Annotated in this window: 25 protein-coding genes; 11 read left to right on the forward strand and 14 right to left on the reverse strand. The window is 70.9% G+C overall.

The window, feature by feature from the left end; all coding sequences use genetic code 11:
* Positions 1 to 80: 80 nt before the first annotated feature.
* Together RIN75_RS18690 and RIN75_RS18695 are read right to left on the reverse strand one after the other, a co-directional pair.
* Positions 81 to 458 carry a hypothetical protein gene (locus tag RIN75_RS18690; protein ID WP_309113234.1) on the reverse strand — a complete coding sequence of 126 codons (378 nt, stop codon included), beginning with the start codon at positions 456 to 458 and terminating at the stop codon, positions 81 to 83.
* A complete protein-coding gene (locus RIN75_RS18695; protein WP_309113235.1) occupies positions 455 to 1720 on the reverse strand; it encodes a hypothetical protein in 1266 nt (421 codons plus the stop codon). Before RIN75_RS18695 ends, RIN75_RS18690 begins: the two co-directional genes overlap by 4 nt.
* Before the next feature lie 88 nt (positions 1721 to 1808).
* Here RIN75_RS18695 and RIN75_RS18700 point away from each other — a divergent pair, with 88 nt between their 5' ends.
* Genes RIN75_RS18700 through RIN75_RS18710 form a run of 3 tightly spaced genes read left to right on the forward strand, consistent with a single transcriptional unit; the run spans position 1809 to position 4163 of the window.
* Positions 1809 to 2867, forward strand: a complete 1059-nt coding sequence (locus RIN75_RS18700; RefSeq protein WP_309113236.1) for a HAMP domain-containing sensor histidine kinase — start codon at positions 1809 to 1811, stop codon at positions 2865 to 2867.
* Complete coding sequence (locus RIN75_RS18705) at positions 2864 to 3523, forward strand: response regulator transcription factor (RefSeq protein ID WP_309113237.1); 660 nt, start codon at positions 2864 to 2866, stop codon at positions 3521 to 3523. Before RIN75_RS18700 ends, RIN75_RS18705 begins: the two co-directional genes overlap by 4 nt.
* A gap of 1 nt (position 3524) precedes the next feature.
* A complete protein-coding gene (locus tag RIN75_RS18710) occupies positions 3525 to 4163 on the forward strand; it encodes a DUF4937 domain-containing protein (RefSeq protein WP_309113238.1) in 639 nt (212 codons plus the stop codon).
* Here RIN75_RS18710 and RIN75_RS18715 read toward each other — a convergent pair.
* Positions 4160 to 4828 carry a DsbA family oxidoreductase gene (locus tag RIN75_RS18715; RefSeq protein ID WP_309113239.1) on the reverse strand — a complete coding sequence of 223 codons (669 nt, stop codon included), beginning with the start codon at positions 4826 to 4828 and terminating at the stop codon, positions 4160 to 4162. The genes RIN75_RS18710 and RIN75_RS18715 overlap by 4 nt on opposite strands.
* Before the next feature lie 68 nt (positions 4829 to 4896).
* On the opposite strand from RIN75_RS18715, the gene RIN75_RS18720 reads away from it, so the two are divergent.
* Positions 4897 to 5241, forward strand: coding sequence for a helix-turn-helix domain-containing protein (locus RIN75_RS18720; RefSeq protein WP_309113240.1), 345 nt, complete (start codon positions 4897 to 4899; stop codon positions 5239 to 5241).
* Here RIN75_RS18720 and RIN75_RS18725 read toward each other — a convergent pair.
* Together RIN75_RS18725 and RIN75_RS18730 are read right to left on the reverse strand one after the other, a co-directional pair.
* Complete coding sequence (locus RIN75_RS18725) at positions 5238 to 6209, reverse strand: zinc-binding alcohol dehydrogenase family protein (RefSeq protein WP_309113241.1); 972 nt, start codon at positions 6207 to 6209, stop codon at positions 5238 to 5240. The two genes, RIN75_RS18720 and RIN75_RS18725, sit on opposite strands and share 4 nt — an antisense overlap.
* A 28-nt stretch (positions 6210 to 6237) precedes the next feature.
* On the reverse strand, positions 6238 to 7185 hold the full coding sequence (locus tag RIN75_RS18730; RefSeq protein WP_309113242.1) for a LysR family transcriptional regulator: 948 nt from the start codon (positions 7183 to 7185) through the stop codon (positions 6238 to 6240).
* 155 nt (positions 7186 to 7340) lie between these two features.
* Between RIN75_RS18730 and RIN75_RS18735 the strand changes: the two genes are divergently transcribed.
* Positions 7341 to 8273, forward strand: a complete 933-nt coding sequence (locus RIN75_RS18735; protein WP_309113243.1) for a M64 family metallopeptidase — start codon at positions 7341 to 7343, stop codon at positions 8271 to 8273.
* Between the two features lie 4 nt (positions 8274 to 8277).
* Here RIN75_RS18735 and RIN75_RS18740 read toward each other — a convergent pair whose 3' ends face one another.
* Positions 8278 to 8493: a DUF6343 family protein gene (locus tag RIN75_RS18740; protein ID WP_309113244.1), complete on the reverse strand. Its 216-nt coding sequence runs from the start codon at positions 8491 to 8493 to the stop codon at positions 8278 to 8280.
* Positions 8494 to 8585: 92 nt separating this feature from the next.
* Here RIN75_RS18740 and RIN75_RS18745 point away from each other — a divergent pair, with 92 nt between their 5' ends.
* Both RIN75_RS18745 and RIN75_RS18750 read left to right on the forward strand, forming a co-directional pair.
* The gene (locus RIN75_RS18745) at positions 8586 to 9125 is read left to right on the forward strand and encodes a DUF6939 family protein (RefSeq protein WP_309113245.1); all 540 of its coding nucleotides are present in this window, start codon (positions 8586 to 8588) and stop codon (positions 9123 to 9125) included.
* An 87-nt stretch (positions 9126 to 9212) separates the two neighbouring features.
* Entirely contained in the window at positions 9213 to 10487 is a 1275-nt protein-coding gene (locus RIN75_RS18750) for a hemolysin family protein (protein WP_309113246.1), read from the forward strand.
* Between the two features lie 161 nt (positions 10488 to 10648).
* Here the strand turns inward: RIN75_RS18750 and surE are convergent, their stop codons facing one another.
* From surE to RIN75_RS18765, 3 genes are all read right to left on the reverse strand, one after another.
* Positions 10649 to 11389, reverse strand: coding sequence for a 5'/3'-nucleotidase SurE (gene surE, locus RIN75_RS18755; RefSeq protein WP_309113247.1), 741 nt, complete (start codon positions 11387 to 11389; stop codon positions 10649 to 10651).
* Positions 11386 to 12312: a PfkB family carbohydrate kinase gene (locus RIN75_RS18760; protein ID WP_309113248.1), complete on the reverse strand. Its 927-nt coding sequence runs from the start codon at positions 12310 to 12312 to the stop codon at positions 11386 to 11388. The genes surE and RIN75_RS18760 overlap by 4 nt, the downstream gene beginning before the upstream one ends.
* Positions 12313 to 12496: 184 nt before the next feature.
* Positions 12497 to 13228, reverse strand: a complete 732-nt coding sequence (locus RIN75_RS18765; protein ID WP_309113249.1) for a DUF6292 family protein — start codon at positions 13226 to 13228, stop codon at positions 12497 to 12499.
* Between the two features lie 117 nt (positions 13229 to 13345).
* Between RIN75_RS18765 and RIN75_RS18770 the strand changes: the two genes are divergently transcribed.
* Positions 13346 to 14098 carry an MBL fold metallo-hydrolase gene (locus RIN75_RS18770; RefSeq protein WP_309113250.1) on the forward strand — a complete coding sequence of 251 codons (753 nt, stop codon included), beginning with the start codon at positions 13346 to 13348 and terminating at the stop codon, positions 14096 to 14098.
* Positions 14099 to 14127: 29 nt separating this feature from the next.
* The gene (locus RIN75_RS18775; protein ID WP_309113251.1) at positions 14128 to 14595 is read left to right on the forward strand and encodes a PaaI family thioesterase; all 468 of its coding nucleotides are present in this window, start codon (positions 14128 to 14130) and stop codon (positions 14593 to 14595) included.
* A gap of 57 nt (positions 14596 to 14652) precedes the next feature.
* Here the strand turns inward: RIN75_RS18775 and RIN75_RS18780 are convergent, their stop codons facing one another.
* From RIN75_RS18780 to RIN75_RS18795, 4 genes are all read right to left on the reverse strand, one after another.
* Complete coding sequence (locus tag RIN75_RS18780) at positions 14653 to 18369, reverse strand: NPCBM/NEW2 domain-containing protein (protein ID WP_309113252.1); 3717 nt, start codon at positions 18367 to 18369, stop codon at positions 14653 to 14655.
* Between the two features lie 649 nt (positions 18370 to 19018).
* On the reverse strand, positions 19019 to 19375 hold the full coding sequence (locus RIN75_RS18785) for an MmcQ/YjbR family DNA-binding protein (protein WP_309113253.1): 357 nt from the start codon (positions 19373 to 19375) through the stop codon (positions 19019 to 19021).
* Positions 19376 to 19534: 159 nt separating this feature from the next.
* The gene (locus tag RIN75_RS18790; RefSeq protein WP_309113254.1) at positions 19535 to 20812 is read right to left on the reverse strand and encodes an SGNH/GDSL hydrolase family protein; all 1278 of its coding nucleotides are present in this window, start codon (positions 20810 to 20812) and stop codon (positions 19535 to 19537) included.
* Entirely contained in the window at positions 20809 to 21477 is a 669-nt protein-coding gene (locus RIN75_RS18795) for a polysaccharide deacetylase family protein (RefSeq protein WP_309113255.1), read from the reverse strand. The genes RIN75_RS18790 and RIN75_RS18795 overlap by 4 nt, the downstream gene beginning before the upstream one ends.
* A 139-nt stretch (positions 21478 to 21616) precedes the next feature.
* Between RIN75_RS18795 and RIN75_RS18800 the strand changes: the two genes are divergently transcribed.
* On the forward strand, positions 21617 to 22549 hold the full coding sequence (locus tag RIN75_RS18800; protein WP_309113256.1) for a YihY/virulence factor BrkB family protein: 933 nt from the start codon (positions 21617 to 21619) through the stop codon (positions 22547 to 22549).
* Between the two features lie 58 nt (positions 22550 to 22607).
* On the forward strand, positions 22608 to 22880 hold the full coding sequence (locus tag RIN75_RS18805; protein ID WP_309113257.1) for a GlsB/YeaQ/YmgE family stress response membrane protein: 273 nt from the start codon (positions 22608 to 22610) through the stop codon (positions 22878 to 22880).
* A 69-nt stretch (positions 22881 to 22949) separates the two neighbouring features.
* On the opposite strand, the gene RIN75_RS18810 is transcribed toward RIN75_RS18805, so the two are convergent.
* Complete coding sequence (locus tag RIN75_RS18810; RefSeq protein WP_309113258.1) at positions 22950 to 24650, reverse strand: alpha-glucosidase; 1701 nt, start codon at positions 24648 to 24650, stop codon at positions 22950 to 22952.
* Positions 24651 to 24654 lie beyond the last annotated feature (4 nt).

Genomic DNA, 24654 nt, shown 5'->3' on the forward strand with positions numbered 1-24654 from the left:
CCGCACCGCGAGCCCCGCGCCGCGAGCCGCCACACCGCGAGCCCCGCGCCGCGAGCCGCCACACCGCCGCGAGCCGCCGGTCAGTCCGCCCGATCCGGTTCCCGGGCCGCACTCCCCGCCGACCCGCCGGCCTCGTCCGCCGACTGCCCGCGCCCCACCGCCTCAGCCGCCTCCTCGGCGTCCACCGGGTCCCGAGCGGTCTCCGGCTCCTCCTCCGCCAACCGGTCCTCCAAAGGCCGCGCATGGGCCTGCTCATAAGGCGTGGTCCCGTACTTGTCCGCCCCCGACCACCGCTCCGGCGGGTCCATCCCGGCCTCCAGCGGGTCGGCGCGCAGCCGGTCCTCGTCGAGGTCCTCCGCGCTGTTCAGCGCCGCCGGATCGGTCTCCACCGCATCCGGCGCCCCGGTGTCCTGCGGCGCCGCGTAGGACGCCAGTTCGTCGCCCCTGTCAGTGCTCATGCTGTGCGTGTACCCGCCCGCACGCGCCTCAACCCGATCAAGACCCCCGCGTACCCGCCCAGCACCGCCAACCCCGCCCACCACGGCAGCGGGAAGTACCCACCCGCCACCACGTAGTGCCAGACCACCTGCGGATACGCCACCTGCGTCTGCACCACCGAGAACCCGGCCCCCGGAGTCACCACCAACAACCACGATGCCGCCGGCCACACCAACGCCACCAGGTAAGGCACCACCACGGTCCCGACCGCCACCACAGCCGCCACCCACCGCCGCATGAACCCACGCAGCCCGTACGCGTACGCCGCCACCAGCGCCAGGAACACTCCGACACCAAGCAACACACGCCCCGCGGTCAACCACGGCAAACCCTCCACAAGGGGCAGAGCCCCCAACACCCCCACCGCGAACGGCCACCGCGCCGACCACACCACCAGCACCACAACGGCCAACACCAACCCAAGGACCTGCAACGAACGCCCGCCCACCGGCCCGATTTCACCCGACCCGGTGACGGTGAACGTCCCACCGGACTCGACCCCGCCAGCCGCACGGTCCCGCTTCTCCCAGTCCGTGGTCCCCATCGTCCCCACCGCCGAACTGGTCCACTTCGCGTCCGGCCCGTCCACCACCACGTTGTCGAACACCCCCGTCGCCTGCGTGAACCGCGACTGCGTCGACACACCCACCACCGTCACATCACCCGGAGAGGTGACGAACAACCCGACCTGAGCGGTGTCCGGCAACGACACCCGCACCTCGCCCACCCGCGTCCACGACACCCCGTCGACCGAGTTATCCCCCGTCACCACGTCCCCGTCACGCCGCAACCGCAGCCACCGCGCCGAAGCCGAACCGGCCGTGTCGTGGACGTAGTCGTGCTGCATCCGCACCCCGTGCGCACCGGTCAGCATGAGCGCCGCGTACGACGAGCCCTGCGTGAGGCCGTCCTTGACGATCACGCCCGCCTTCGCCCACGGCACCAGTCCGGGCACGATCTTGTCGTGGTCGGGCGGCGGATAGGTGATCGTCCCCTCCATCGACGCCACCCGCGCCGTGATGGAGCCGTTGACGCCCAACGGCCGGTGCATGAAGAAGAACTGGTCGCTCACCGGGGTCCCGTCCGGCCCGACCGGATCCTTGGGGCATTCGACCTCGACGTCCCCCTGGCTGCACGACGACCGGTCGAGCAGCGGGGCGAACAGTCCGGGCAACGCGATGAGCAGCACGGCGACGAAGGCCGCGACGATTCTGGTTCGCACGGGGTCCGGTTCTACGGGGACGGCGGTGACACGGGCCGAACCGCCGCTGTCACACCGTTGTCAGGTCCGGCGGGGCATGCTGGCGGGCATGTTGCGCGGGCGGACGACGGTGGGACAGCGGTTCACCGTGCTCTACGCGGTGGTGTTCCTGATCTCCGGCGCTGCGCTGGCGGTCCTGATCAACCTGCTCGGCAGCGACATCACGAGCACGGCCCCGCTCGGCACGCCCCCGGTGGACCCGGGTTGGGAACAGGCCCGCTCCCGGCAACTGCTGGTCGGCACGCTGATCGCACTGGCCATGATGGCCGCGGTCTCCGTCCTGGTAGGCAAGGCAGTCGCAACCACAGTGCTGCGCCCCTTGCGGACCATCACCGCCGCCACCCGCCGGATCACCGCCGAGAACCTGCACGAACGCCTGGCCGTGGTGGGCCCGTCCGACGAGGTCAAGCACCTGGCCGACACCATCGACAGCTTGCTCGAACGCTTGGAGACGTCCTTCACCGCCCAAAAAGGATTCGTCGCCAACGCCTCCCACGAACTCCGCACCCCCCTCGCCACCATGCGCGCGACCCTCGACGTGACGGCGGCCAAACCCGACGCCCCCGCCCAAACCTTGACGTTGGTCGAGCGCCTCCGCACCGAACTCGACCACGTAGACCACCTGCTGGCCGGCCTCCTGACCTTGGCCCGCGCCGGCGTCCCCACCGAAACGACCCCGGTCTCCCTCCCCGCCTTGGCCACCACCGCCCTGACCGCCCGCGCAGAGACCATCACCCGTCGAGACCTTTCAGTGCACAAAGATTTTCAGCCGCAGGAAATACCTGGGAGCCCGACGCTGCTCGCCCAACTGGTCGACAACCTCGTGGACAACGCGGTGCGCCACAACGTCGACGGCGGCTGGCTTCGGATCGCCACCGGTTCCGAACTGGTGGTGGAGAGCGGTGGTGCGGTGCTGGCGCAGGCGGACGTGGACCGGCTCGGTCGGCCGTTCCAGCGGCTCGCGGACCGGACCGGGTCGGACAGCGGGTCGGGTCTGGGCCTGTCCATCGTGGCCGCCATCGCCGCCGCCCACGGCGGTGCCGTCGAACTGCTCGCCCTGCCCGAGGGCGGCCTGCGGGTCACCGTGCGCTTCGGAGGTGTCGAGTGAGGGTGCTGGTGGTCGAGGACGCGCGGGCGCTCGCGGAGGTCGTGGCGGAAGGGTTGCGGGATCAGGGGATGGCGGTGGACATCGCGCACGACGGCCTGACCGCCGCCGAGAAGCTCGACGTCACCGAGTACGAGGTGGTGGTGCTGGACCGGGACCTGCCGGGCCTGCACGGCGACGCCCTGTGCCAGGTGATCACCGCGTCGGACGACCGGCCGATGGTCCTGATGCTGACCGCGTCGGGCGCGCCGGAGGACCGGGTGCGCGGCCTGACCCTGGGCGCGGACGACTACCTGGCCAAGCCGTTCCACTTCCCGGAACTGGTGCTGCGCGTCCAGGCCCTGTCCCGCCGCCGCCCGACCGCGCGGGCGCGGACCCTGCGCGTCGGCGGGGTCGAACTGGACCCCGTGCGCCGGACCGCGACCCGGGACGGGGTGGCGCTGGCGTTGTCGGTGAAGGAGTTCGCGGTGCTGGAGGCGCTGCTGCGGGCGTGGCCGGGGTACCTGAGCGCGGAACGGCTGCTGGAACAGGTGTGGGACGAGCACGCCGACCCGTTCACCAACACGGTCACCGTCACCGTGGGCCGGTTGCGGCGCAAGCTGGGCGGGCCGCCGGTCATCGCCACCACGCCGGGTGTCGGGTACCGGATCGGGGGCTAGCGTGTTGATCAAGTGGGTGCGGTGCGAGGTGGTCGACCGGGACGCGTTCGACCGGGGTCAACGGGGGTGGTCGGCGCTCGCGGGCCTGCCGGGGTTCCTCGGGCAGTGCGGCGGCTTGGCCTCCGGCCCCCGATCCCATTCTCCCACGGAGCACCGACAATCCGACGCTTCCACGGATGTCGCCCACGTGTTCGGGTTGTGGCGGAGCGAGGCCGACCACCGCGCGTTCCTGACCGGCCCCCACGACCGGCTGGCGGCGGACCAGGCCGGGTCGTACTCGGCGATCGAGGTCCGACTGTTCGAGCGCGTGCGCGACATCGGCGGGGGTTTCCCGGCACGGGGCTCGGTGGTGCGGCTGGCGCATTGCCGGGTTCGGGACGGCCGGCGGGCGCACTTCGAACAGGCACAGGCCTCGGTGTGGAACCCCGGCATGGCCGCCGCGCCCGGCATGCTCGGCGGCGTGTTCGCCCACGGCGACAGCGGCTTCCTGGTCCTGACCAGCTGGGAATCCGCCGACCACCACCGCCGCTACACCACCGACGTCTTCCCCGACCTGTTCCTCCGGTCAGGGGCGCGCGACGACCTCGAAGCCGTCGCCGGCGCCGTGATCGACCTGGACCCGGCCTGGTCGGTCGGCTAGCGGCCGTCGACCCGGCAGGCGTCCACGTCGTCCGCCACCACGACCGGCCGGTCCGCCCACGCCGTCTCCAGCGCGTTCGCGAACAGCTCCACCGGCTGCGCACCGGACACGCCGTACCGACCGTCCAGCACGAAGAACGGCACCCCGTTCGCCCCCAACCGCGACGCCTCACGCTCGTCGGCGCGCACCGCGTCCAGATAGGCGTCCGGGTCGTCCAACACCCGCCGCACGTCCGCACCGTCCAACCCGGCCTCGACCGCGACCTCGACCAGGTCGTCCCGGGTGAACAGCGACCGGGCCGCACCGAAGTGGGCCTCGAACATCCGCTGCAGCACCTCGTGCTGGACACCGCGCTCACGCGCCAGGTGCAGCAACCGGTGGGCGTCCAGCGTGCTCCCGACCTCGCGGTCCGTCCGGTACGCCAGGCCCTCCCCGCGCGCCAGCTCGGCGACCTGGTCGTCCATGCCGGCCGCACGCGGCCCGTACTTCGCCGCCAGCACCGACGGCACCGACTCGGTGTGCCGACGCCCCGGGTCCAGCTCGAAGGACCGGTGGACCACCTCCACCTCGTCCCGGTGCGCGAAGCCCGCCAGGGCCTGCTCGAACCGGGCGGTGCCGATGTAGCACCAGGGACAGACGAGGTCGCTCCAGATCTCGACGCGCACGGGGTTCCTCACGGGTACACTAACCAACGGAAAGCACTAACCATTCCACAGTACACCGGGAGCCGGCGATGAACTTCGACGTCTTCGCCAAGGACTGCCCGTCCCGCGAGGTCCTGGACCACCTCACCGGGCGCTGGGGCGTCCTGGTCCTGGCCGGCCTGCGCAAAGGCCCCGCCCGGTTCAACGCCCTGCGCCGCCGGGTCGACGGCGTGAGCGAGAAGATGCTCTCCCAGACCCTCCAGGCGCTGGAGCGCGACGGATTCGTGCACCGGGAAGTGCTCGCCGCCATGCCCCCGAGCGTGAACTACTCCCTGACTCCCCTCGGTGAGTCGACCGCCGACCACCTGCTGGCCTTGATCGACCACCTGGAGGCCAACATGCCCGCGGTCCTGGCCGCCCGCGCCACCGGCTAGGGCACCAGCACCGCCGCGCCGCTCACCCGGTCCGCCGCCAGGTCCGCCAACGCCCGATCAGCCCGGTCCAACGGGTACTCGGACGTCGTCACCGACAGGTGGTGCCCACCCGCGAACGCCAGGAACTCCCGTGCGTCCTCGCGCGTGTTCGCCGTGACACTCCGCACCTGCTTCTCGTAGAACAAGTGCCGCTGGTAGTCCAGCACCGGCACATCACTGAGGTGGATCCCGGCGATCGCCAACGTCCCACCCCGGTCCAACGCCTCCAGCGCGGGCAGCACCAACTCCCCCACCGGCGCGAACAACACCGCCGCGTCCAACGGCTCCGGCGGCGCGTCGAAGGCGCCACCCGCCGAAGCCGCTCCCAACTCCAGCGCCAGCTCACGCGCCGCCGCGCTGCGGGTCAGCACGTGCACCACCGCGCCCTGCGCCAGCGCCACCTGCGCCGCGAGGTGCGCACTCGCCCCGAACCCGTAGATCCCCAACCGGCCACCCGGAGGCAGCGAAGCCCGTTTCAAGGCCCGATATCCGATGATTCCGGCACACAGCAACGGCGCCAGCTCGACGTCCCGATACCCGTCCGGCAACACGTGGGCGAAGGCCGCCGGCACGGTCGCGTACTCCGCGTAACCACCGTCCGCGTCCCACCCCGTGTACACCGACGAGGGACACAGGTTCTCCGCCCCGCGCACGCAGTACTTGCACGTCCCGCAGGTCCCGCGCAGCCACGCCACGCCCACCCGGGTCCCCGCCGGCAACGCCCCCTCGACCACCTCGCCGACCACCTCGTGCCCCGGCACCACCCCCGGCCGGTGCACCGGCAGGTCACCCGCCGCCACGTGCAGATCCGTCCGGCACACCCCGCACGCCGTCACCCGGACCAGCACCTCGTCCGGACCGGCCACCGGCACCGGCTCCTCCGACGGCGTCAACAGCGGCCCAGGCCGCAACACCCGCCACGCCCGCATCCGTGCCCCTTCAGCATCTGAGCCCCCTTCAGCCCGCCTGGACAGACCGCAGCAGGTCGAAGTGGGCCGTGCGAGCCCGCACGTGCGCCCAATACGCCTCCCGCGCCAGCTCCACGATCGCAGTGAGCCGGGACGCCAGCACCCCGTCCCGCCGACACACCACCACGTGCCGCATCCACACCGGGCTGCCCGCGATCGGCCGCACCACGACGTCCTCCCCCGACGGGTACACCGGCTGGCACGGCGCCACCGCCCGCCCCTCCGCCACCAGCGTGCGGATCGAGTCGGTGCTGGAGATCGAGTACCGCACCCTGGGCCGGAACCCGCGCTGCTCGCACACCGCGTGGAAGCAGTCCGGCCAGCCCGCGCCGTCCGAGGGCGTCATCACCCAGGTCCGGTCGGCCAGTTCCTCCAACGGCACTTCTTCCTTGCACGCCAACGGATCTTCGGCGGCGACCGCCACGAACACCGGTTCCCGCGCGATCGGCTCACACGCCATCGCCGCCGTCGAGTGCAGCTCGTAACCCGGGTAGTCCACGGTCGTGGCGACGTCCAGCCGACCGGCCGCGACCAGGTCCCAGAGCAGGGCGGGCGAGTAGTCCATGGTCAGCCGGACCTCGTGGTCGGGCAACTGCTCCCCCAGCCGCTCGGCCAACCCGATCGACACCGAGCCCACGACCCCGCCCAGCGCCACCACCGTCGTGGCCTGCTCGGTCAGCCGAGCCGCGTCCCGCCGCAACTCCGCCACCCCGTGCAGGATCGCCCGGGCCCGCAGCAGCACGAAGTCCCCCACGAGCGTCGGCGACATCCCCTGCGGCAACCGCGCGAACAGCGGCGCGCCGATCTCCTCCTCCAGCCGCTTGAGGCGCGCGGACAGGGCGGGCTGGGACATCCGCAGCAGCGCGGCGGCTTTGGTGAGGCTGCCGGTCTCCGCGATCGCGCACACCGTCCGCAGGTGACGCAGCTCCAGCTCCATCCGTCGAGCGTAGGCAGGGGTGCCAGGCGCATCAATCGGCATAACGCGTGTCGATCGGGAACGCTATTTCCGCTGATGGGCGCAGCGGTCCCATAGTGGGCTGCGTTCCGGCCACACGCGTGTTCGTGGCTCCCTGCACGGAATGGAGCGCCCTCATGCGCATTCTGTCCGTACTAGCAGCTGTCGCCGCCCTACTGGCACAACCACTCACCGCCGCCGCAGCACCCACCGTGGTCAAGGAGGTCTTCGCGCCCGACGGCACCATCACGCGAGCCCGCGTCCCCCAACCCCCGACCACCCCCGCCGTCCTGGCCACGGCCGCCGAGGTGGTCCCGATCCAGCAAACCGGCCCGTCCTCGTCCCGCTTCGACCTGGTCTTCGTCGGTGACGGCTACACCGCCGCCGAGTTGGCGACGTTCCACCAGCACGTGGTGGCCCGGTGGGCGGAGTTGAGCGCGATCGAGCCGTACAAGTCGCTCAAGCAGTCCTTCAACGTGTGGCAGGTCAACGTCGTGTCCCAAGAGTCCGGAGTGGACAACGACCCGACCAGGGGCGTCCGCCGCAACACCGCTCTGGACATGTACTTCTGGTGCGGGAACATCGAACGCCTGCTCTGCGTGAACGAGACCAAGGCCCGCCAGTCCGCCGCCTCCGCGCCCGAGGCGGACCAGATCCTGGCCCTGGCGAACACGACGAAGTACGGCGGTGCCGGCGGCGGCGTGGCGACGTCCTCGGGCGGCAACGCCCAGGCCACGTGGATCGTCGCGCATGAACTCGGTCACTCGATCGGTGGCTTGGCGGACGAGTACGACTACCCGAACGACCTGTACACCGGGAGCGAGCCGAAGGAGCCCAACGTCTCCAAGTACACGAGCGCCCAGATGACCCAGTACCGGGTGAAGTGGTACGCGCACTTGGGGAAGGTTTCACCCGATGGGGGCGTCGTTGGAACCTACGAGGGCGCTTACTACCACCGTCGCGGCGTCTACCGGCCCACGGAGAACTCGCTGATGCGCAGCCTGGGCAGGCCTTTCAACATCATCGGCCTGGAAACCATGCGCGCCGCGATCCTCAGCCACACCCACTGACGCCTCAGCCCGGGTCGCCCCGACGCTTGCGGTGCACGACCCAGGCGAAGTCCACCACCAGCCCGACCGCGATGACGATCAGGAACACCGCCAGCCCCGGGTAGTCCGCCCGCCACAGCAGCACCGCGGCACCCGCGTTGAGCAGGACCCCGAAACCCGCCAACCACAGGCGCAACGTCAACGCGCTGCGCGGCGGGGCGGGCGGGGGCAGTTCGTCCATGTTCGACGGGTTCCCCCGCTCCTCCCCGCCAACCCCCCGGAAATTGTCGTACCCCGCCGGCATGCTCGAGTCCTGACCGGAAGGGGTGCGTGATGACGATCGAAGTGGCGAGCAAGCGGCGGCGGACGCAGGGGGTCGGGGACGCCGTGGTGTTGGACGTGACGTCCCGCGGGGTCGAGCCGTGGGTCCGGTTCAGCCCGTTCTTCCCGCACGGCGGCGTACCGGTGCCGTTCACACCGGACGTCGTCGGGGCGTCGGTGGAAGGGGTGTGGCAGGCGTTGAAAGTGTTCGAGGGGGCGGACGTGGACGTGGGCAAGTTGTCGGTGACCACCATGAAAGGCCTCAAACGCACGGTCCGGAAGCACGGACCCGTGCGGGGCCACCGCGCGGGCCTGCACGGCACAGACCTGCTCGACTACCGGGCCGCGCGCAGAGACATCTACCTGCCCACCTACCGCTGGGTCCTCGACCACCGCGTCGCCGACCTGGTGGACGAATTACGCGCACTCTCGGCCCACCGAAGAGTCGTGCTGCTCGACTACACGACGAACGGCGATGTGGACGACACCTCCACACCGCTGTCCCACGCTGCGCTGATCGTCCACCGCACAACAAACACCTGGCCAACCTGACCCCGCCCCTCCCCGTCCCCGCGATCGGCGCGGACGTCCCGAGCGCAGTAGCGTCGCCGAAAGTGGCGATCGGTTCGGGGAGTCGCGGTGGACGGTTACGGGTTCACGGTCGCGTTGGTCGCGGTGCTCGTGTTGCTCAACGCGTTGTTCGCGGGCAGCGAGATGGCGCTCATCTCCTTGCGCGAAGGGCAGTTGCGCTCACTCGAACGGGAAGGAGGTACCACCGCGCGCAAACTGGTCCGGCTCGCCCGCGACCCCAACCGGTTCCTCGCCACGATCCAGATCGGCATCACGCTCGCCGGGTTCCTGGCCTCGGCGACGGCCGCCGTGTCGTTGGCGAAACCGCTCGTCCCGATGCTCGGCTTCCTCGGCGGCGCGGCGGACGCGGTGGCGGTCGCGCTCGTCACGGTGGTGCTGACGTTCCTCACCCTCGTGTTCGGCGAGTTGGCGCCCAAACGGCTGGCGATGCAGTACGCCCTGCGCTGGGCGCTGCTCGTCGCCCGACCCCTGGACTTCCTGTCGGCGTTGTCCCGGCCGGTGGTGTGGGCGTTGAGCGCCTCGACGAACGTGGTGGTGCGGTTGTTCGGCGGCCGGGCGGAGGCGGACTCGGCGCAGCTGTCCCCGGAGGAGCTGCGGGAACTGGTGGAGGCCCAGCGCGGGCTCAACGTCGAGCAGCGCATGATCATCACCGGTGCGCTGGAGATCCACGAGCGCCGCCTGCGGGAGGTGCTGGTGCCGCGCCGGGCCGTGGTGACGCTGGCCGCCGACACCGACGTGCCGACCGCCCGGGCCGTGCTGGCCACGTCCGGGCACTCCCGCGCGCCGGTGGCGACGACCGGGCACCTCGACGACGTCATCGGCGTGGTGCACCTGCGCGACCTGCTGGACGACGGGGCCGAGCTGGTGAAGGTGGCGCGCCCGCCGGCGGTGTTCCCGGACTCGCTGCGGGTGTCCGACGCGCTGCGCCGGTTCAAGGCCGAACGCGAGCAACTCGGGCTGGTCGTGGACGAGCACGGCGCGATCGCGGGCATCGTCACGCTGGAGGACCTGCTGGAGGAGATAGTCGGCGAGATCTACGACGAGACGGACCGCAACGTGCTGGCCGTGCGCACCGACGACGACGGCTCCCTCGTGGTGCCGGGCACGTTCCCGGTCCACGACCTGACCGACATCGGCGTCGACCTGCCCGACGCGCCCGAAGGCGACTACGCCACCATCGCCGGCCTGGTGCTGGTGCTGCTCGGCCGCATCCCGGAGGGTCCGGGCGACCGCGTCGAGGTGTCCGGCTGGACGATCGAGGTGCTGGGCGTCGAACACCACGCCATCACGTCGGTCCGCCTCCTGCGCCGGCCCTACAGCTGAACACGCACCCGCTGCACCACCTCCGCAGCGGACCCTCCGCGCACCCGCAGCGCCACACCCCAGCCGAACCTCCGCGCACCCGCAGCGCCACACCTCAGCCGAACCTCCGCCCAGCCGAACCTCCGCGCACCCGCAGCGCCGGAGCCCCATCTGCGCGAGGCCTACAGCTGTAGGTCCGGGTCCTCGGTCACCGACCGCAGCGGGGTCAGCGTGGCGTGGCCCTCGGCGAGCAGTGCCGCGTCACTGCCCGGCGGCAACTCGCCCTCCACCACCACGGTCGTCAACCGGATCGACCCGTCGTCGCTCTCCTTGACCCGGCTGCGCACCATGCCGAACTCCGCCAACCCGGCCCGGCGCGGCGGTCCAGAGTCCGGCAGGTTGGGCACGTTCAGGTTGAGGGCCGCGCCCTCGGGAAGCGCCGCCAGCCGGTCGAACAAGCCCGAAGCCACCCGCACCGCCGTGTCCCAGTGCACGTCGGCCTCCGGCTCCAGCCCCACGTCCAGCGACACCGCCATGGCCCGCGCGCCGTTGATGGACGCCGTCAGCGCCGCGCCCACCGTGCCCGAGTGCAGGACCGCCCGCCCCACGTTCGCACCCCGGTTCACCCCGGACAACACGACCTCCGGCGGCTCGCCGAACGCCCCCTGCGACGCGACCAGCGCGATCAGACCGGGGTGGGCGGCGACCGCGTAGGCGGGAACGCCGTCCAGGCCGGGCAGGACGCGGCGCTCGACCTCCACCCGCCGCTCGTCCTCGGCGGCGGTCAGGCCCGCACTGGTGCCGCTGGACTCGCGGGCCGGCGCGGCCACCACCACCTGCCAGCCGTGCGCCACCGCGCCCCGCGCCAGCGCCGCCAGGCCCGGCGAGTCGATCCCGTCGTCGTTGGTGATCAGCACCTTCACCTGTCGTCTCCCCACCGCTCGATCCGCACCCGGCCGACCAACTCGCGCACCACGTCCCCGCTGCCCGACCCCAGCCCGTGCCGGGTGACGTTCACCGCACCCGCCGCCGCACCCAACCGCACGGCGTCCACCAGCGACTCGCCACGCGCCAGCCCGGCGGCCAGCCCGGCCGTCATCGAGTCACCGCCGCCACGCGTGTCGACCGGCATCAGCTCCGGCGTCGACACCAGCAGGAACTCCCCCGAAACCCACGCCAACGTGTCCTCCGCGGCCCGCGACACCACCACCGCCTCCGCCCCCGACGAAGCCACCTCCCGACACGCCTTCGCCAGGTCGGACAGCTCGTCGGACGCGGCCAGCCCGTCGGCCACCAGCTCCTCGTGGCTGACCTTCACCACCGCGGGTCCACCGGCCAGCGCGGCGGCGAGCCGGTCGCCGGACAGGTCGACCACCACGGTGCAGCCGTTCGCGCCCAGATCGCGGGCCAGCCGCTCGTACACCGAGTCGGGGACCGGCGAGTCCTCCTCCGCGGGGCCGCTGAGCACCGCGACGCCCGCCGCCAGGGCCTCGACCAGGGTCATCTCGTACAGGTCGTCCAGCTCGTGCCGGGACAGCGCGTCGGCGGGCATCCGGACCACCTCGTCCCGCGCGCCCTCGCGGCGGTCGTGGACGTAGCCGCCGTTGCGGGCCGCCACGTCCCGCGCCCTCAGGTCCACGTCGATCAGGTGGCGCAGCACCTGCCCGGTCTCGCCGCCCAGCGCGGCGCACACCACCACGTCGACCCCGAGGGACCGGATCATGCGGGACTGCCACACGCCCTGCCCGCCCGCGTGGATGTGGATGTCGGGCTGACCGTCGAGCTGCTCCACGGTCACGGTCAACTCCGGCGACGGCGCGAACACCGCGACACGACCTCTAGTCATGCCGCTCGTTTACCCCGTCCCGCGGGTCGTTTACCCCGCCCGCCGCCCCAACACCCGATCACACACCCGACGCCGACCGCGCCCCACGCCAAAGCGCGCCCGATCACACGCCCGCGCCCCGACGTCCGATCACGCACCCGACGCACGTCCGCCCCCAACCCCCGATCGCGCGCCGGCCACCCGATCACGCGCCTTCGCTTCGCGCAGGTGGGCAGATGGTCAGGACCCGGTCGGCCCCGGTGGCCCGCAGCGGCTTGAGGACGCGGGCCGTCGGGGCCACCACGGTCACCGGCACGTGCGCACGCCGGGCCCGCCGCTCGACGTCGAGCAGCATCGCGATCCCCCGCGCCCCCAGGAAGTCCACGTCCGCGAGGTCGATCACCAGCGTCGACGGCCGGTTGCCCAACTGCGCGACCAGTTCCGCCCGCACGACGTCCACCGTGGCCGCGTCGATCTCCCCGGACACCATGGTCACGATCGCGTCCCGCCGCCGGGTGCTGTGCACGGACACCGGCGGGAAGCACACGACCCGGTTGGCCTCCCGCAGGCGCGCCAGCAGGCTCGGCCCCTCGCAGTCGGGCGCGGGGTCGGGCGGCGGTTCGCCGTGCAGCAGGCGCCAGGCGAACCGGGCCACCGCCTCCGGCCGGGGCACGACGCCCGGCAGGTCGGCCACCACCAGCAGGTCCTCGCCGCAACCGGTCTCCACCGCGACCGACCACCCCTGCCGCTCGTCCCACACCAGGGCGACGTCGCGGTCCGGGTGCGACGGGAGGTGCCCCTCCAGGGCGAGGTAGGCGGTGGCGGGCGGGCCGGCGTCGGCGCACCAGCACTCGCCGGACAGGTCCAGCGCGTCACCGATCCGCTCCACGTAGCGCCGCAGTTCCCGGGCCGTCGTGTCGTCGAAGTCCACGTCCACCGCAACCACCCGCCCAGCCCCGGGAGCAACCGCGTCAGCAAGGCGTACCCCGGCGCGGCGATCGGCGAATCGCCCGAAAGCGGCTGTTCCGATCCAGTGAACGGTCATGCTGGACGCATGCGTGGAGTGAGGGTCCTCGGCGGGTGCGGCGCGTACCCCGAACCGGGGCGGGCGTGCAGCGGGTTCCTGGTCGAGTGGGACGGCTTCCGGCTGGTCTTGGACATGGGTTACGCGACCCTGCCCAGGCTGCTCCGGCACTGCCCGGACGGGGCGGTGGACGCGGTCGTGATCACGCACGAGCACCCCGACCACTGCGTAGACCTGCACGGCCTGTTCCGCCTCCGCCACTACGGCCCCGCCACCGGCAAGGTCCCCCTCTACTGCCCTCCCGGCGTGCCGGCCCGCCTGACCACCCTGGAACCGGACGTCGACCTGACCGAGGTCTTCGACGTCCACGAGCTGCCCGGCCACTACCGCGTCGGCCCCTTCGAGCTGACCGGCGTGCCACTCCCCCACTACGTGCCCAACGCCGGCGTCCGCCTGGAGGCAGACGGGACCGTGCTCGCCTACACCGGAGACACCGGCCCGGACCCCGCCCTGGCCGACCTCGGCCGGAACGCGGACCTTTACATCGTCGAAGCCACCGACCGGGTCGGCGAGACCGAGCGACCGTGCCGGAACCTGCTCACCTCCACCGAGGCCGGCAATTGGGCGACCCGCGCCGGCGCCCGCCGACTCATGCTCACCCACTTCTGGCCGGGCAACGACCGCGCCGCCGCGGTGGCCGCCGCACGGGCGGAGTTCGCGGGCGAGGTGCTGACCGCCGAGGAGGAGTTGTTCGTGCCGCTACCGGACGTCCAGGACCGGTGACGCTACGGCGTCCGCCTACATTGGACGGCGTGACCAGCACCGCCCTGATCAGCATCCAGGAACGCCTGTACCCGTCGCTGCCGTGCTTCGGCTGCGGGCAGGCGAACGGGAAGGGGCTGCGGCTGCGCAGCTACCCCGGCGAGGACGGCGTGGTGACCGCCACCTTCACGCCGTGGCCCGAGCACGACAACGGCCTGGGGTACCTCAACGGCGGGATCATCGGCACCGTCCTGGACTGCCACAGCGCCGCCGCCGTGATGCTGGAGGCCGAGCGGCAAGGCTGGCCCCCTCTCGGCGACGCGGCCCTCTCCTACGTGACGGCAGGACTGGACGTGCGCTACCTCCGACCGTCACCCCTGCGGGACGCGGTGGAGCTGCGAGCGGTGGTCAAGGAGGCGACCGAACCGCAGATCACCGTAGACGTCTCCCTGATCTGGGACGGCAAAACCCGCGCCGAAGCCACCGCCATCTGGAAGCGCTGGCGCCCCCGAGCGTGAAAAACGGGAGGAGCCACGATCCTGTGGCTCCTCCCGTCGTATCTCATATCTTATGTATCACGGGGCGCAGGTCAGCTTCGCCTCCGCCCAGTCGCCGTGGTCGCTGCCGATGCCGTTGCCGCCGTCGCCCAGGACCAGGTCGAGGACCTTGCCACCACTCACGTCCACGTCTACCGACACGGTCGCGGAGTTGCCGGTCAGGACGGGTGAGGCGTACTTCTCCACGCCGTCCACCACGACCTTGAACACCACCGAGCCGCGGTCGGCCATCTCGTCGTCCACGCCCACCTTGGCCGTGAACTTCGAGCACGTGCCGCCGAGGTTCACCTTCACGTCCGACACGGCGTGCGCGCCAAGACCCTTGGCGTAAACAACCCCGTTGAGCGTCAACGGTTTGCCGTCACCGCCGGCGCTCTCGTTGTTGCTGCGGTCGCGTTCCACCGGTCCCCAACCGTTGACCGCGTTGATCCACTCCAGGTCGCTGACCCACGCCTCACCCTTGGGCGCGGGCGGGAGGGGCCGGTCGTGGACGGTTGCCGCGAAGAACCCGATCGACGTGCCGGCGGGCAGCTTCACCGCCCGCGCGGTCTTGCCGGGCGTCAGCTCCACCGTGTTGTAGAACAGCCGGTAGTCGACATCCGTGTTGGCCAGACCCGTTGGCGTGTAACGACCCTTGACCGACACCGCGAGCTTCGCGCCGCCCGTGCCGGCGTCCTGGAACGACCAGTTGGGCACTTGGAGGCTGTGCCGCGACTCGGTCCCGTCCGCGTAGAGCACGGTGACCGAGCCGGTGGCGTTGGTGCTCGCCCCGGACGCGAGGAACGCGAGGTGGCTGCCCTTCCCCGACACCAGGATGGGCAGGTTGGTGTTCTTGACCATGTTCGGCGTGCCGGGCGCGCCGGCCGGGAGGGTGAACTCCGCGCCGTTCGCGGTGACCTTGGCGCCGGGCGTGAAACCCTTCTCCGCCAGCAGTTCGGCGGCGAAGCTGTTGCCGTCGGGGTCGAACTTGCCGACCGCGAAGGTCTTCGCGTCGGTGATGCCTACGGTGTCCGCCGCCTCGCCCACCGACCCGAACGGCACCAACGCGCTCGCCACGGCCGTGCTCTCGTACTTCGCGCCCCGTGCCGTGTAGTTCGCCTTCACGCCGATGGTGAACCGGCCGGCCTTGCCACTCGGGGTGACGGCGATCTTGCGTTGCACCGTCTGGCCGGGCACGACCCAACTGAAGGCCGCGTCGCTCTGCGCGGTCCAGCCCTCGGGGAGGGTCAGGCCGAGCTTGACGTCCCGCATGACGGCGTTGGAGTCGTTGCGGAAGCTCGCGGTGACCTCGGTGACCTGTCCGGGCGCGTTCCACAGGTCCGGCGCGGCCAACTCGCTGACGCCGAACGAGTCGGACGCGTGCGCGCCGCCCACCGCGCTCGCGCCGGACAGCACGACGGTCGCCTGCCGGTCCGTCGACACCGCCGCGGTCTTGACGTTCACGACGCCGCCGCGGTCGGACTCGTCGTAGTACCAACCAGTTTCGGCGTTGTCGTAGTCCGCTTTGGACAATGGTCGCAGGGCCTTGCCGTCCACGACGACCGCGCCGGGCTTGGTGCCGGTGTGCGCGGTCAGCTCGTAGGGGCGCTGTGCGGGCTTGCCCGCGTAGTCGCCTTCGCTGCGGCCGATGCGCACGATGACGTCACCGCGGCCGGTGGTCGGTGCGGTCACCTCGAACTTCTGCGTGGCCGACGCACCTTCCCGATGCGCGCGGGTGACCCGGTCGTCCTCGTACAGCTCGAAGGACGAGCGGCCCTTCGGGTAGATGTCGAGCGTGACGCGGTCACCCGGCCGCTGCTCGGCGTGCCCGTTGATGCCGTCGCGCCACATCGGCACGACCGCGCCGGCCTTGACGAACAACGGCAGCCGGTCCAGTGGGGCGTGGTAGCCGTTGAGCGTGGTCGGACCCTTGTGCAGGCGGCCGGACCAGTAGTCGATCCAGGTGCCTTCGGGCAGGTAGACGCCGTTCTTGACCTCGCTGTCGGTGAAGACGGGCGCGACCAGGAACTCCTTGCCCGCCAGGAACTGGTACTTGGTGGTGTCGTCCCAGGTCTTGGGGTCGTTCGGGTACTCGAGGATCAGGGACCGGTTGATCGGCGCGCCGGTGCGGTGCGCTTCGGCTGCGTAGCTGTAGAAGTAGGGCAGCAGGCGTTCGCGGAGCTTGAGGTACTGGCGGTTGATCGCCGTGTACGGCTCGCCGTAGGCCCACGGCTGCTTGAACTTCGGCGTCGACCAGCCGCTCATCGTCATCAGGGCGGGGTTGAAGGCCTTCCACTGCAGGTCGCGCACGTAGCTGGTGGCGCTGCCGCCGAAGATGCCGTCGATGTCGCCGGCGGCGTAGGCGATGCCGGAGTTGCCGGAGCCGTGGATCGCCGGGATCTGCCACTTGATGTTGTCCAACGTGCCGCTGTGGTCACCGGTCCACTGCACGGCGCACCGCTGCGCGCCCGCCCAGCCCTCGACCATCCAGCTGTAGCCGCGGGCGTCGCTGTGCTGCTCGATGCCGCGGTGGGCGGTGTCGCAGGCCGAAAGCGCGTGCCGGTAGCCGGGGCCGACCCAGGCGACGTCGAGCTTGCGGACCCGCACACCCGCCTGGCCGACCTCTTCGGGCTGCCGGTCGAGCGCGGCTTCGGTCCAGAGCCCCATCTCGATGCCCTTGTCGCGCAACGCTTCGCCGGTGCTCTTGAGGGCTTCGATGTCGCGGGTGCCGACGTACTTCTCCACGCCGCCCTGGTTGGGGTTGGGGATGTAGGCGTCGCGGTCGTTGCTGTAGCCGCAGCCGTAGTCGTCGTTGACCAGCATCCAGCCGCGCGGCATGTCGTGGTCGACGAACTTCTGGGCGATCTTGGCCGCGTCCGGGGTGACTTCCTTGTCCGGGTGGTACTTCCAGTCGTTGTTGGGGTCGGGGTCGAGGCCGGGGCGGTAGTGGCCGCGGTTGTAGCAGTCGGAGTCGCCGTACTCCATGCCGTAGAGCGGCGGGAGGAAGGGGCGGCCGGTGAGTTCGGTGTAGCGGTCGAGCGAGGTCTTCATGTCGCCGGCGAAGTAGTACGCGTCGAACCGCTTCTCGTCGTGCTTGGTGCTGAGAGGGTCGTTGAACGCGTAGGTGCCAGGGGCGAAGGTGTTGCGCAGGACGCCGTAGCCCGCGGTGCTCATGTAGTAGGGCGAGGCGTTGGGGTTGCCGCCGTCGGTCCAGTTGAAGTCGCGCGAGATCCGGATGGTCTGGCCGCGGTGCGAGAACCGCCCGTTCTGCATGCCGCCGCCGACGAACTGCTCGTTCGGTTGGCGGGCGAGGGTTTGGGTGGTGGAGGTGTCGGTCCAGGTGAGGGGTTTGACCTCGGACCAGATGGCGTGGCCGTCGGGGCGGTGGAGGGAGAAGCGGAGGGGGTTCTTCCGCGCGCGGAGTTCGGCTTTGGCGGTGCGCAGGGAGTAGTGGTCGCCCCGGTCGTCCCAGCGGGTGGTCGGGGTGGGGTAGTCGGTCTTGACGACGATGTTGGAGGAGGGCTGGCTGGGGTCGTCGGGCGCGGTGTTGGCCGGGTCCGTGAACGTCCCGTCGGGCGCGAGCCAGATCCGCACCACGTCGTCGGCCAGGAACCTGACCCGGACCTTCGCCGCCCCGGATTCCAGCGTGAAGGCCCCGTCACCAGCCTCGAACCCGGTGACCGCTCCCAGCTCCCCGCCCGGCGCGGCGGACGCGACCTCGCCGGGGGCCAACGCCACGACCAGGGCCGCGGCCATCCCCACCCTCCGCAGCTTTCTGCGCGGGCGACGCTCAGAGTTGCTCACTACAACCCCTTTCTGCACAACTTTGGGCACCACGGCATTCCTACTCCATACCCGCCCCAAAGTCACCAGCCACCCGCCCCCCAATTCCTCCCTCCACCACTCCTCACGGCGCCCTCCGGACTCCGCCAGGCTCGCTCCCAACCGCCCGGGAAGCATTCTGACCAGCAGAAACACCCATCACCCGATCGTGTGAATCGCCAGATCCGCGACCAACTGCCGTCTCACGCGTCCCGTAAACAAGGAGCGCGGTCAACGGCCCCATGCACCACCGGGCAGACGGCCTCAGGGCGGATGCCGGCTCGGTGGGGCGGCAGGCGCCGGCAGACGGGGTGAGGCGCCGGTCAGACCGGCGGATGGCCGGCCCGGCGGGGCGACACGCGCCGGGCAGACGGGGCAGGTGCCTGGCAGACGGCCGGTGCCACGGCCAGGTCCCCGCGGCACACGGCTCGCGGCACGGCGGATCCCGCGGCCAGACAGCCTGCGGCGCGGCGGGTCCTGGGGGCAGACGGCCCGGGGCACGGCGGATCCCGCGGGCAGACGGCCCGGGGCACGGCGGGTCCTTGGGGCAGACGGCCCGCGGCAGGGCGGGGGGTGTAGAGGGTTAAGGGTGGGGGTAGGCGGGGTCTTGGGCTTGGGACAGGAGGTCTTCGGGGGCGGTTAGGCGCCAGGCTTCGAAGACGAGTTCCTCGAGTTCGTCCAGCTCGATCTTCTCCAAGTACACGACCACCCAGCCGAAGCCGCCCGCCGTGAACTGCTCCTCGAACACGTCCGGCCGCTCGGCCACCAGCGCCAGCTGCTCCGACAGCGTCTGCTTCAACCCCACCGTCCGCGTCCGCGGCCAGTAGTAGCCGAACTTCTTCCCCCGCACGCTGAACGAGCTGTAATTCCCGCTCTCCGCCCGCTTCACCTCCCCCAGCCCGTCCACCAGCCGGAAGAAGTCCTCGCTTCGCACGCCCACGTCATCCCCCGAAAGTCCAGCGGAAGTATATGACCCGGAGGACCGTGGTGGTGTCCCGGAGGATCGAGGGCGTTTTGGAGGGTCAGGGGCGTCCTGGATGAGAGAGGGGGTGTGGGACCTCGGCGTTGAGGGCCCCCACACCAGGTCTCCGAACAGCTCTCAGCGGAGCAAATTGAGCGGTACGGCGTTGGCCATGGCGGCCATGCCGGCGTCGTTCGGGTGCAGGTGGTCGCCGCTGTCGTAGTCGGGGCGGAGGCGTTCCGAGTCCGCAGGGTCACGTAGAGCCGCGTCGAAGTCGACGTAACCGTCGTGCTCGCCGGACGTCCGGATCCACCGGTTCACCGCCTGCCGCGCCGCCTCGTTCTCCGGGCTGTAAAAGCCGAACGTGTCACCCTTGAACGGCGTGATCGTCCCGCCGATGATCCGCAGACCGGCCGCCCGCGCACGAGCGATCAACATGCGGTGCGCGGCGATGATGTCCTCGGCCGACACGGCTTCCGACGGAGGGGCGACGGTTCCCGGGTGGCCCAGGTCGTTGACGCCCAGCAGGACGACTACGTGGGAGACACCGGGTTGAGCCAGCACGTCACGGTCGAAACGGCGTAGTGCGGACTGGCCGAAGTACGCGGCAAAAGCCTCCGCCGGGTGACCAGGGGGCGGGTTCGGGTCGTGCAGCAAGCGGTTGCCGCTGATGCCCGCGTTCACCACACCCGACCGGCCGTGCAACCGCCGAGCCAAAACGTCCGGCCACCGCCGGTTCGCACCGCGCGTGGTCTCGGCGCCATCGGTGATGGAGTCGCCGAACGCGACCACCGTCGAACCGCCACCGGACACGCTCACACCGGTCAAGAAGTGCCACTTGCCCAACACCGCGGAAAGCGTGATGCGCGACGAAGCAGTCACATTCCCCGCCGCCACATACCCGTCCTGGTAAGGGAAAGCGTGCACAGTCGACCCAGCGACCCGCGTAGGCAGGTAGACGCTCACCACCAGGTCCGTGTCCGCCGCAACGGTCAACGACACCGGGTCGCTCACCACCGACACCCCGGCCGGCACGGTCACCGACCCACGACCACCGAACGTCAAGCGCCGATCGGTCCCCGGAACGACCGAAGAACCCCCGGCACCCCGACCGACCCTTGCCTCACCGATCACCAACGGCTGCGCACCGAACTCGTTCGACAACCGCACCCGCACCGACCGCCCACCCGTCGACAGGTGCACGACCTGGCGCAACGTCTGGTCCTCGAACGCCGTCGTGTCCGACGCGGGCACACCGGTCGGCGACGTCCCCCAAGCGCCGACCCACGCCGAACCACCCGCCGAACCACCGGCCGCACCACCCGCCGAACCACCGGCCGAGCCGGCCGCCGGAACCACCGGCACCAGCAGCAACAACACCACCAACAGCCACGACCGCCGCACGACGGACCTCACCGCGCGGGCCGGTCGAACCGGTAGCCGTCGCGCCGCAGCTCGGGCACGATCCGGTCCACCGCGTCCACCGTGTTGGCCCGGTTGGCCGGACCGTCGTGCAGCAACACCACCGCGCCCTCGGTGATCCCGTCACGCAGCCGCTGCACCAGCTCGTCCGTGCTGGGCGGCGGGTCCCAGTCGCCGACGGCCAAGCGCCAGCCCAACGAGGTCATGCCCATCGAGGCCGCGACCTCCGGCGTCACACCCCAACTCCCATAAGGCGCGCGAAAGTACCGCACCGGCACACCCGGGACCACCCTGCCGATCGCGGCATTGGTCCGTTCGAGGTCGGCCTTGATCTGCTCGGGCGTCGCGGACCCGAGGTCGTCGTGGGACCAGCTGTGGTTGCACAGCTTGTGCCCCTCGGCCACGATCGCCCGCACCACCTCGGGGTGCTGCTCGACCCGCTCACCCCACAGGCAGAACGTCGCCTTGACGTGGTGCTTGCGCAGCACCCGCAGCAGCCTGGGCGTGTCCACCGGGTTGGGTCCATCGTCGAAGGTCAACGCGACCGTGCGCCCGCCGTGGCGGGTCGAGTCCACGATCGCCACGCCCTCGGCGCCCGCCGCGCCGGTCGTCAGGCCCAGCAACATCCCCGTGGTCAGCAGGACGGTTCTCCACCGCATCCGTGCACCTCATTCTCGTCGACGGTCGGGAACGCGGCCCACTATCCGTCCGCGCTTCGACCGCCAGCCAGGGGTTTCGCGGATGTTTCGCGTCTTGCTTGGCGTGTACGCGCGCCCACGCCCGGGTAACCCGTCTCGCATGGCGCACGCACCCGACGCTCCGACCGACCTGCCCAAGCGGTCCTGGTGGGCCGTGCTCAAGCGGACGGTCAAGGAGTTCAACGACGACGACCTGACCGACTGGGCCGCCGCGCTCACCTACTACGCCGTCCTGTCACTGTTCCCCGGCATCCTTCTGCTCACTTCCTTGCTGGGCCTGCTCGGACCGGACGCCACCCAGTCCATTAAGGACAGCCTGAACCTCCTGGGACCGGGCGAGGCCAAGGACCTCGTCATAGGCGCCATCGACGACCTCCAGCAGTCCAGCGCCATCGCCGGGCCGCTCGCGATCATCGGCCTGGTCACCGCCCTGTGGTCGGCCTCCGGCTACGTGGGCGCGTTCATGCGCGCGGCGAACTCGATCTACGACGTCGAGGAGGGCCGCCCGTTCTGGAAGGTCATCCCGCTGCGCCTGGCCCTGACCATCGGCGTCGTGGTGCTGCTGGCCCTGACCGGCCTCGGCGTCACGCTCACCGGCGGGGTCGCCGAGTGGCTGGGCGACGTGCTCGGCGTGGGCTCGACGTTCGTGACGGTGTGGGACGTCGCGAAGTGGCCGGTGCTGTTCCTGTTGGCCAGCCTGGCGATCGGGCTGCTGTTCTGGGCCTCGCCGAACGTGCGGCAGCCGTCGTGGCTGTGGATCACGCCGGGCGGGGTGCTGGCGGTGCTCGCGTGGGCGTTGGCCTCGACCGGGTTCGCGCTCTACGTGGCCAACGCCGGGTCCTACAACAAGACCTACGGCTCGCTCGCGGGCGTGATCATCTTCCTGGTGTGGCTGTGGATCTCGAACCTGGCCCTGCTGCTGGGCGCGGAGCTGGACGCCGAACTGGAGAGGGGCCGCCGGATGCACGCCGGGCAGTCCGACGGGAGTGACCCCGTGGCTCCGCCCCGTGACACCCGCGCCCTGGACGCATGATCCGAGCCGTATTCGGGTACAGGCGGCTCAACGGCAACGCTTCGGAAGGAGACGGACCATGACGGTCACCGGGATCATCAGCGCGCTGGTCGTCGGCCTCATCATCGGCGCGCTCGGCAGACTGGTGCTGCCGGGCCGGCAGAACATCCCGATCTGGCTGACCATCCTCGTCGGCATCGTCGCCGCGATCATCGGCACGTTCATCGCCAACGCCCTCGGGGTCGGCGACACCCGCGGCATCGACTGGATCGAGGTCGTCATCCAGGTGGCGCTGGCGGCGGTCGGCGTCAGCCTGGCGGCCGGCATGTACGGGCGACGACGCCTGGGCTAGACCGACACCGGGCTAGAACGAAAACTGGGCCGCCCCGATCACGAGAGGGGCGGCCCGGTCCTTTGTGGACTACTTCACCAGGACGTGCGCCTCCCACGGTCCCAGCGTGATCTTCCCGTTCTCCCGCCGCAGTTCGCCCGTGTTGGACAGCACGACCTCCGCGTCCGGCCAGTCCAGCTCCGCGGACTGCTCGCTGTCGCACAGGTTCGCGACCACCAGCAGCCGGGTGCCGTCCAGTTCCCGTTGGTAGGCGTAGATGTGCGGGTGGTCGGCGAGCAGCATGTGGAAGTCGCCCAGCGCCACCACGGGCAGGGTGTGCCGCAGCCCGATCAACCGCCGGTAGTGGTTGAACACCGAGTTCGGGTCGTCGTACTGGGCCTGGGCGTTGAGCCACGTGTGGTTGGGGTTCACCGCGATCCACGGGGTGCCGGTGGTGAAACCGGCCTGCGGCGACGCGTCCCACTGGACGGGCGTGCGTGCGTTGTCGCGGCCCATGCGGTGGATGCCGTCCAGCACGGTCTCGGGCGGGGTGCCGGCGGCCACCGCGTGCCGGTAGTGGTTGAGCGATTCGACGTCGCGCAGGTCGGCCAGGCCGGTGAACGAGGCGTTGGTCATGCCGATTTCTTCGCCTTGGTACACATAGGGTGTGCCTCGGTGCAGGTGCAGGACGGTGGCCAGGGCGGTCGCCGACTCGCGCCAAAACCTCTTGTCGTCGCCGAACCGGGACACCACCCGGGCCTGGTCGTGGTTGTTCCAGTACAGGGAGTTCCAGCCGACGTCCCGCAACGCGGTCTGCCACCGGCCCAGGGACGCCTTGAGATCACGCAGTCGCAGCGGTTTCGGGTCGAACTTGCCGCCCGGACCGTGGTCCAGCGCGACGTGCTCGAACTGGAACACCATGTCCACCTCGCGCCGCGCCGGATCGGTGAACAGCCGCGCCTGCTCCCACGTCACGCCCGGCATCTCCCCCACCGTGAGGTACTGCCCGTCGCGGCCCTCGAACACCTCGCGGTGCATCTCCTGGAGGAAGTCGTGGACCCGGGGCCTGGTCCCGTAGTGCGGGTAGCCGTTGCCCAGGCCGCTGGTGCCGGTGATCGCGCCGTCGGGCAGGTCGGGGTCCTTGGCGATCACGTTGATGACGTCCATCCGGAACCCGTCGACGCCGCGGTCCAGCCACCACCGCATCATGGCGTAGACCGCCTGCCGGACCTGCGGGTTCTCCCAGTTCAGGTCGGGTTGCTTGCGGTCGAACAGGTGCAGGTAGTACTCGCCGCTCGCCTCGTCCAGGGTCCACGTCGGGCCGGAGAAGAACGACTCCCAGTTCGTCGGCTCCGCCCCCGGCTCGCCGGCCCGGAAACCCTCCCGCGGCGGGCGCCACCAGTACCACTCGCGCTTCGGGTTGTCCTTCGAGGACCGCGACTCCACGAACCACGGGTGCTCGTCCGAGGTGTGGTTGACCACCAGGTCCATGATCAGCTTCATGCCCCGGGCGTGCACCTCGGCCAGCAGCCGGTCGAAGTCGGCGAGGGTGCCGAACACCGGGTCGATGTCCTGGTAGTCGGAGATGTCGTAGCCGTTGTCGGCCTGCGGCGAGGCGTACACCGGCGACAGCCACACCACGTCCACGCCCAGCCGGACCAGGTGGTCGAGCTTCGCGGTGATCCCGTTCAGGTCGCCGATGCCGTCGCCGTCCGAGTCGGCGAAGCTGCGCGGGTATATCTGATATACGACGGCGGAGGTCCACCACGGCGGTGTCTGCTCAACGGTCACGCGT

Source organism: Saccharothrix sp. (assembly GCF_031180885.1).
Lineage (GTDB): Bacteria > Actinomycetota > Actinomycetes > Mycobacteriales > Pseudonocardiaceae > Actinosynnema.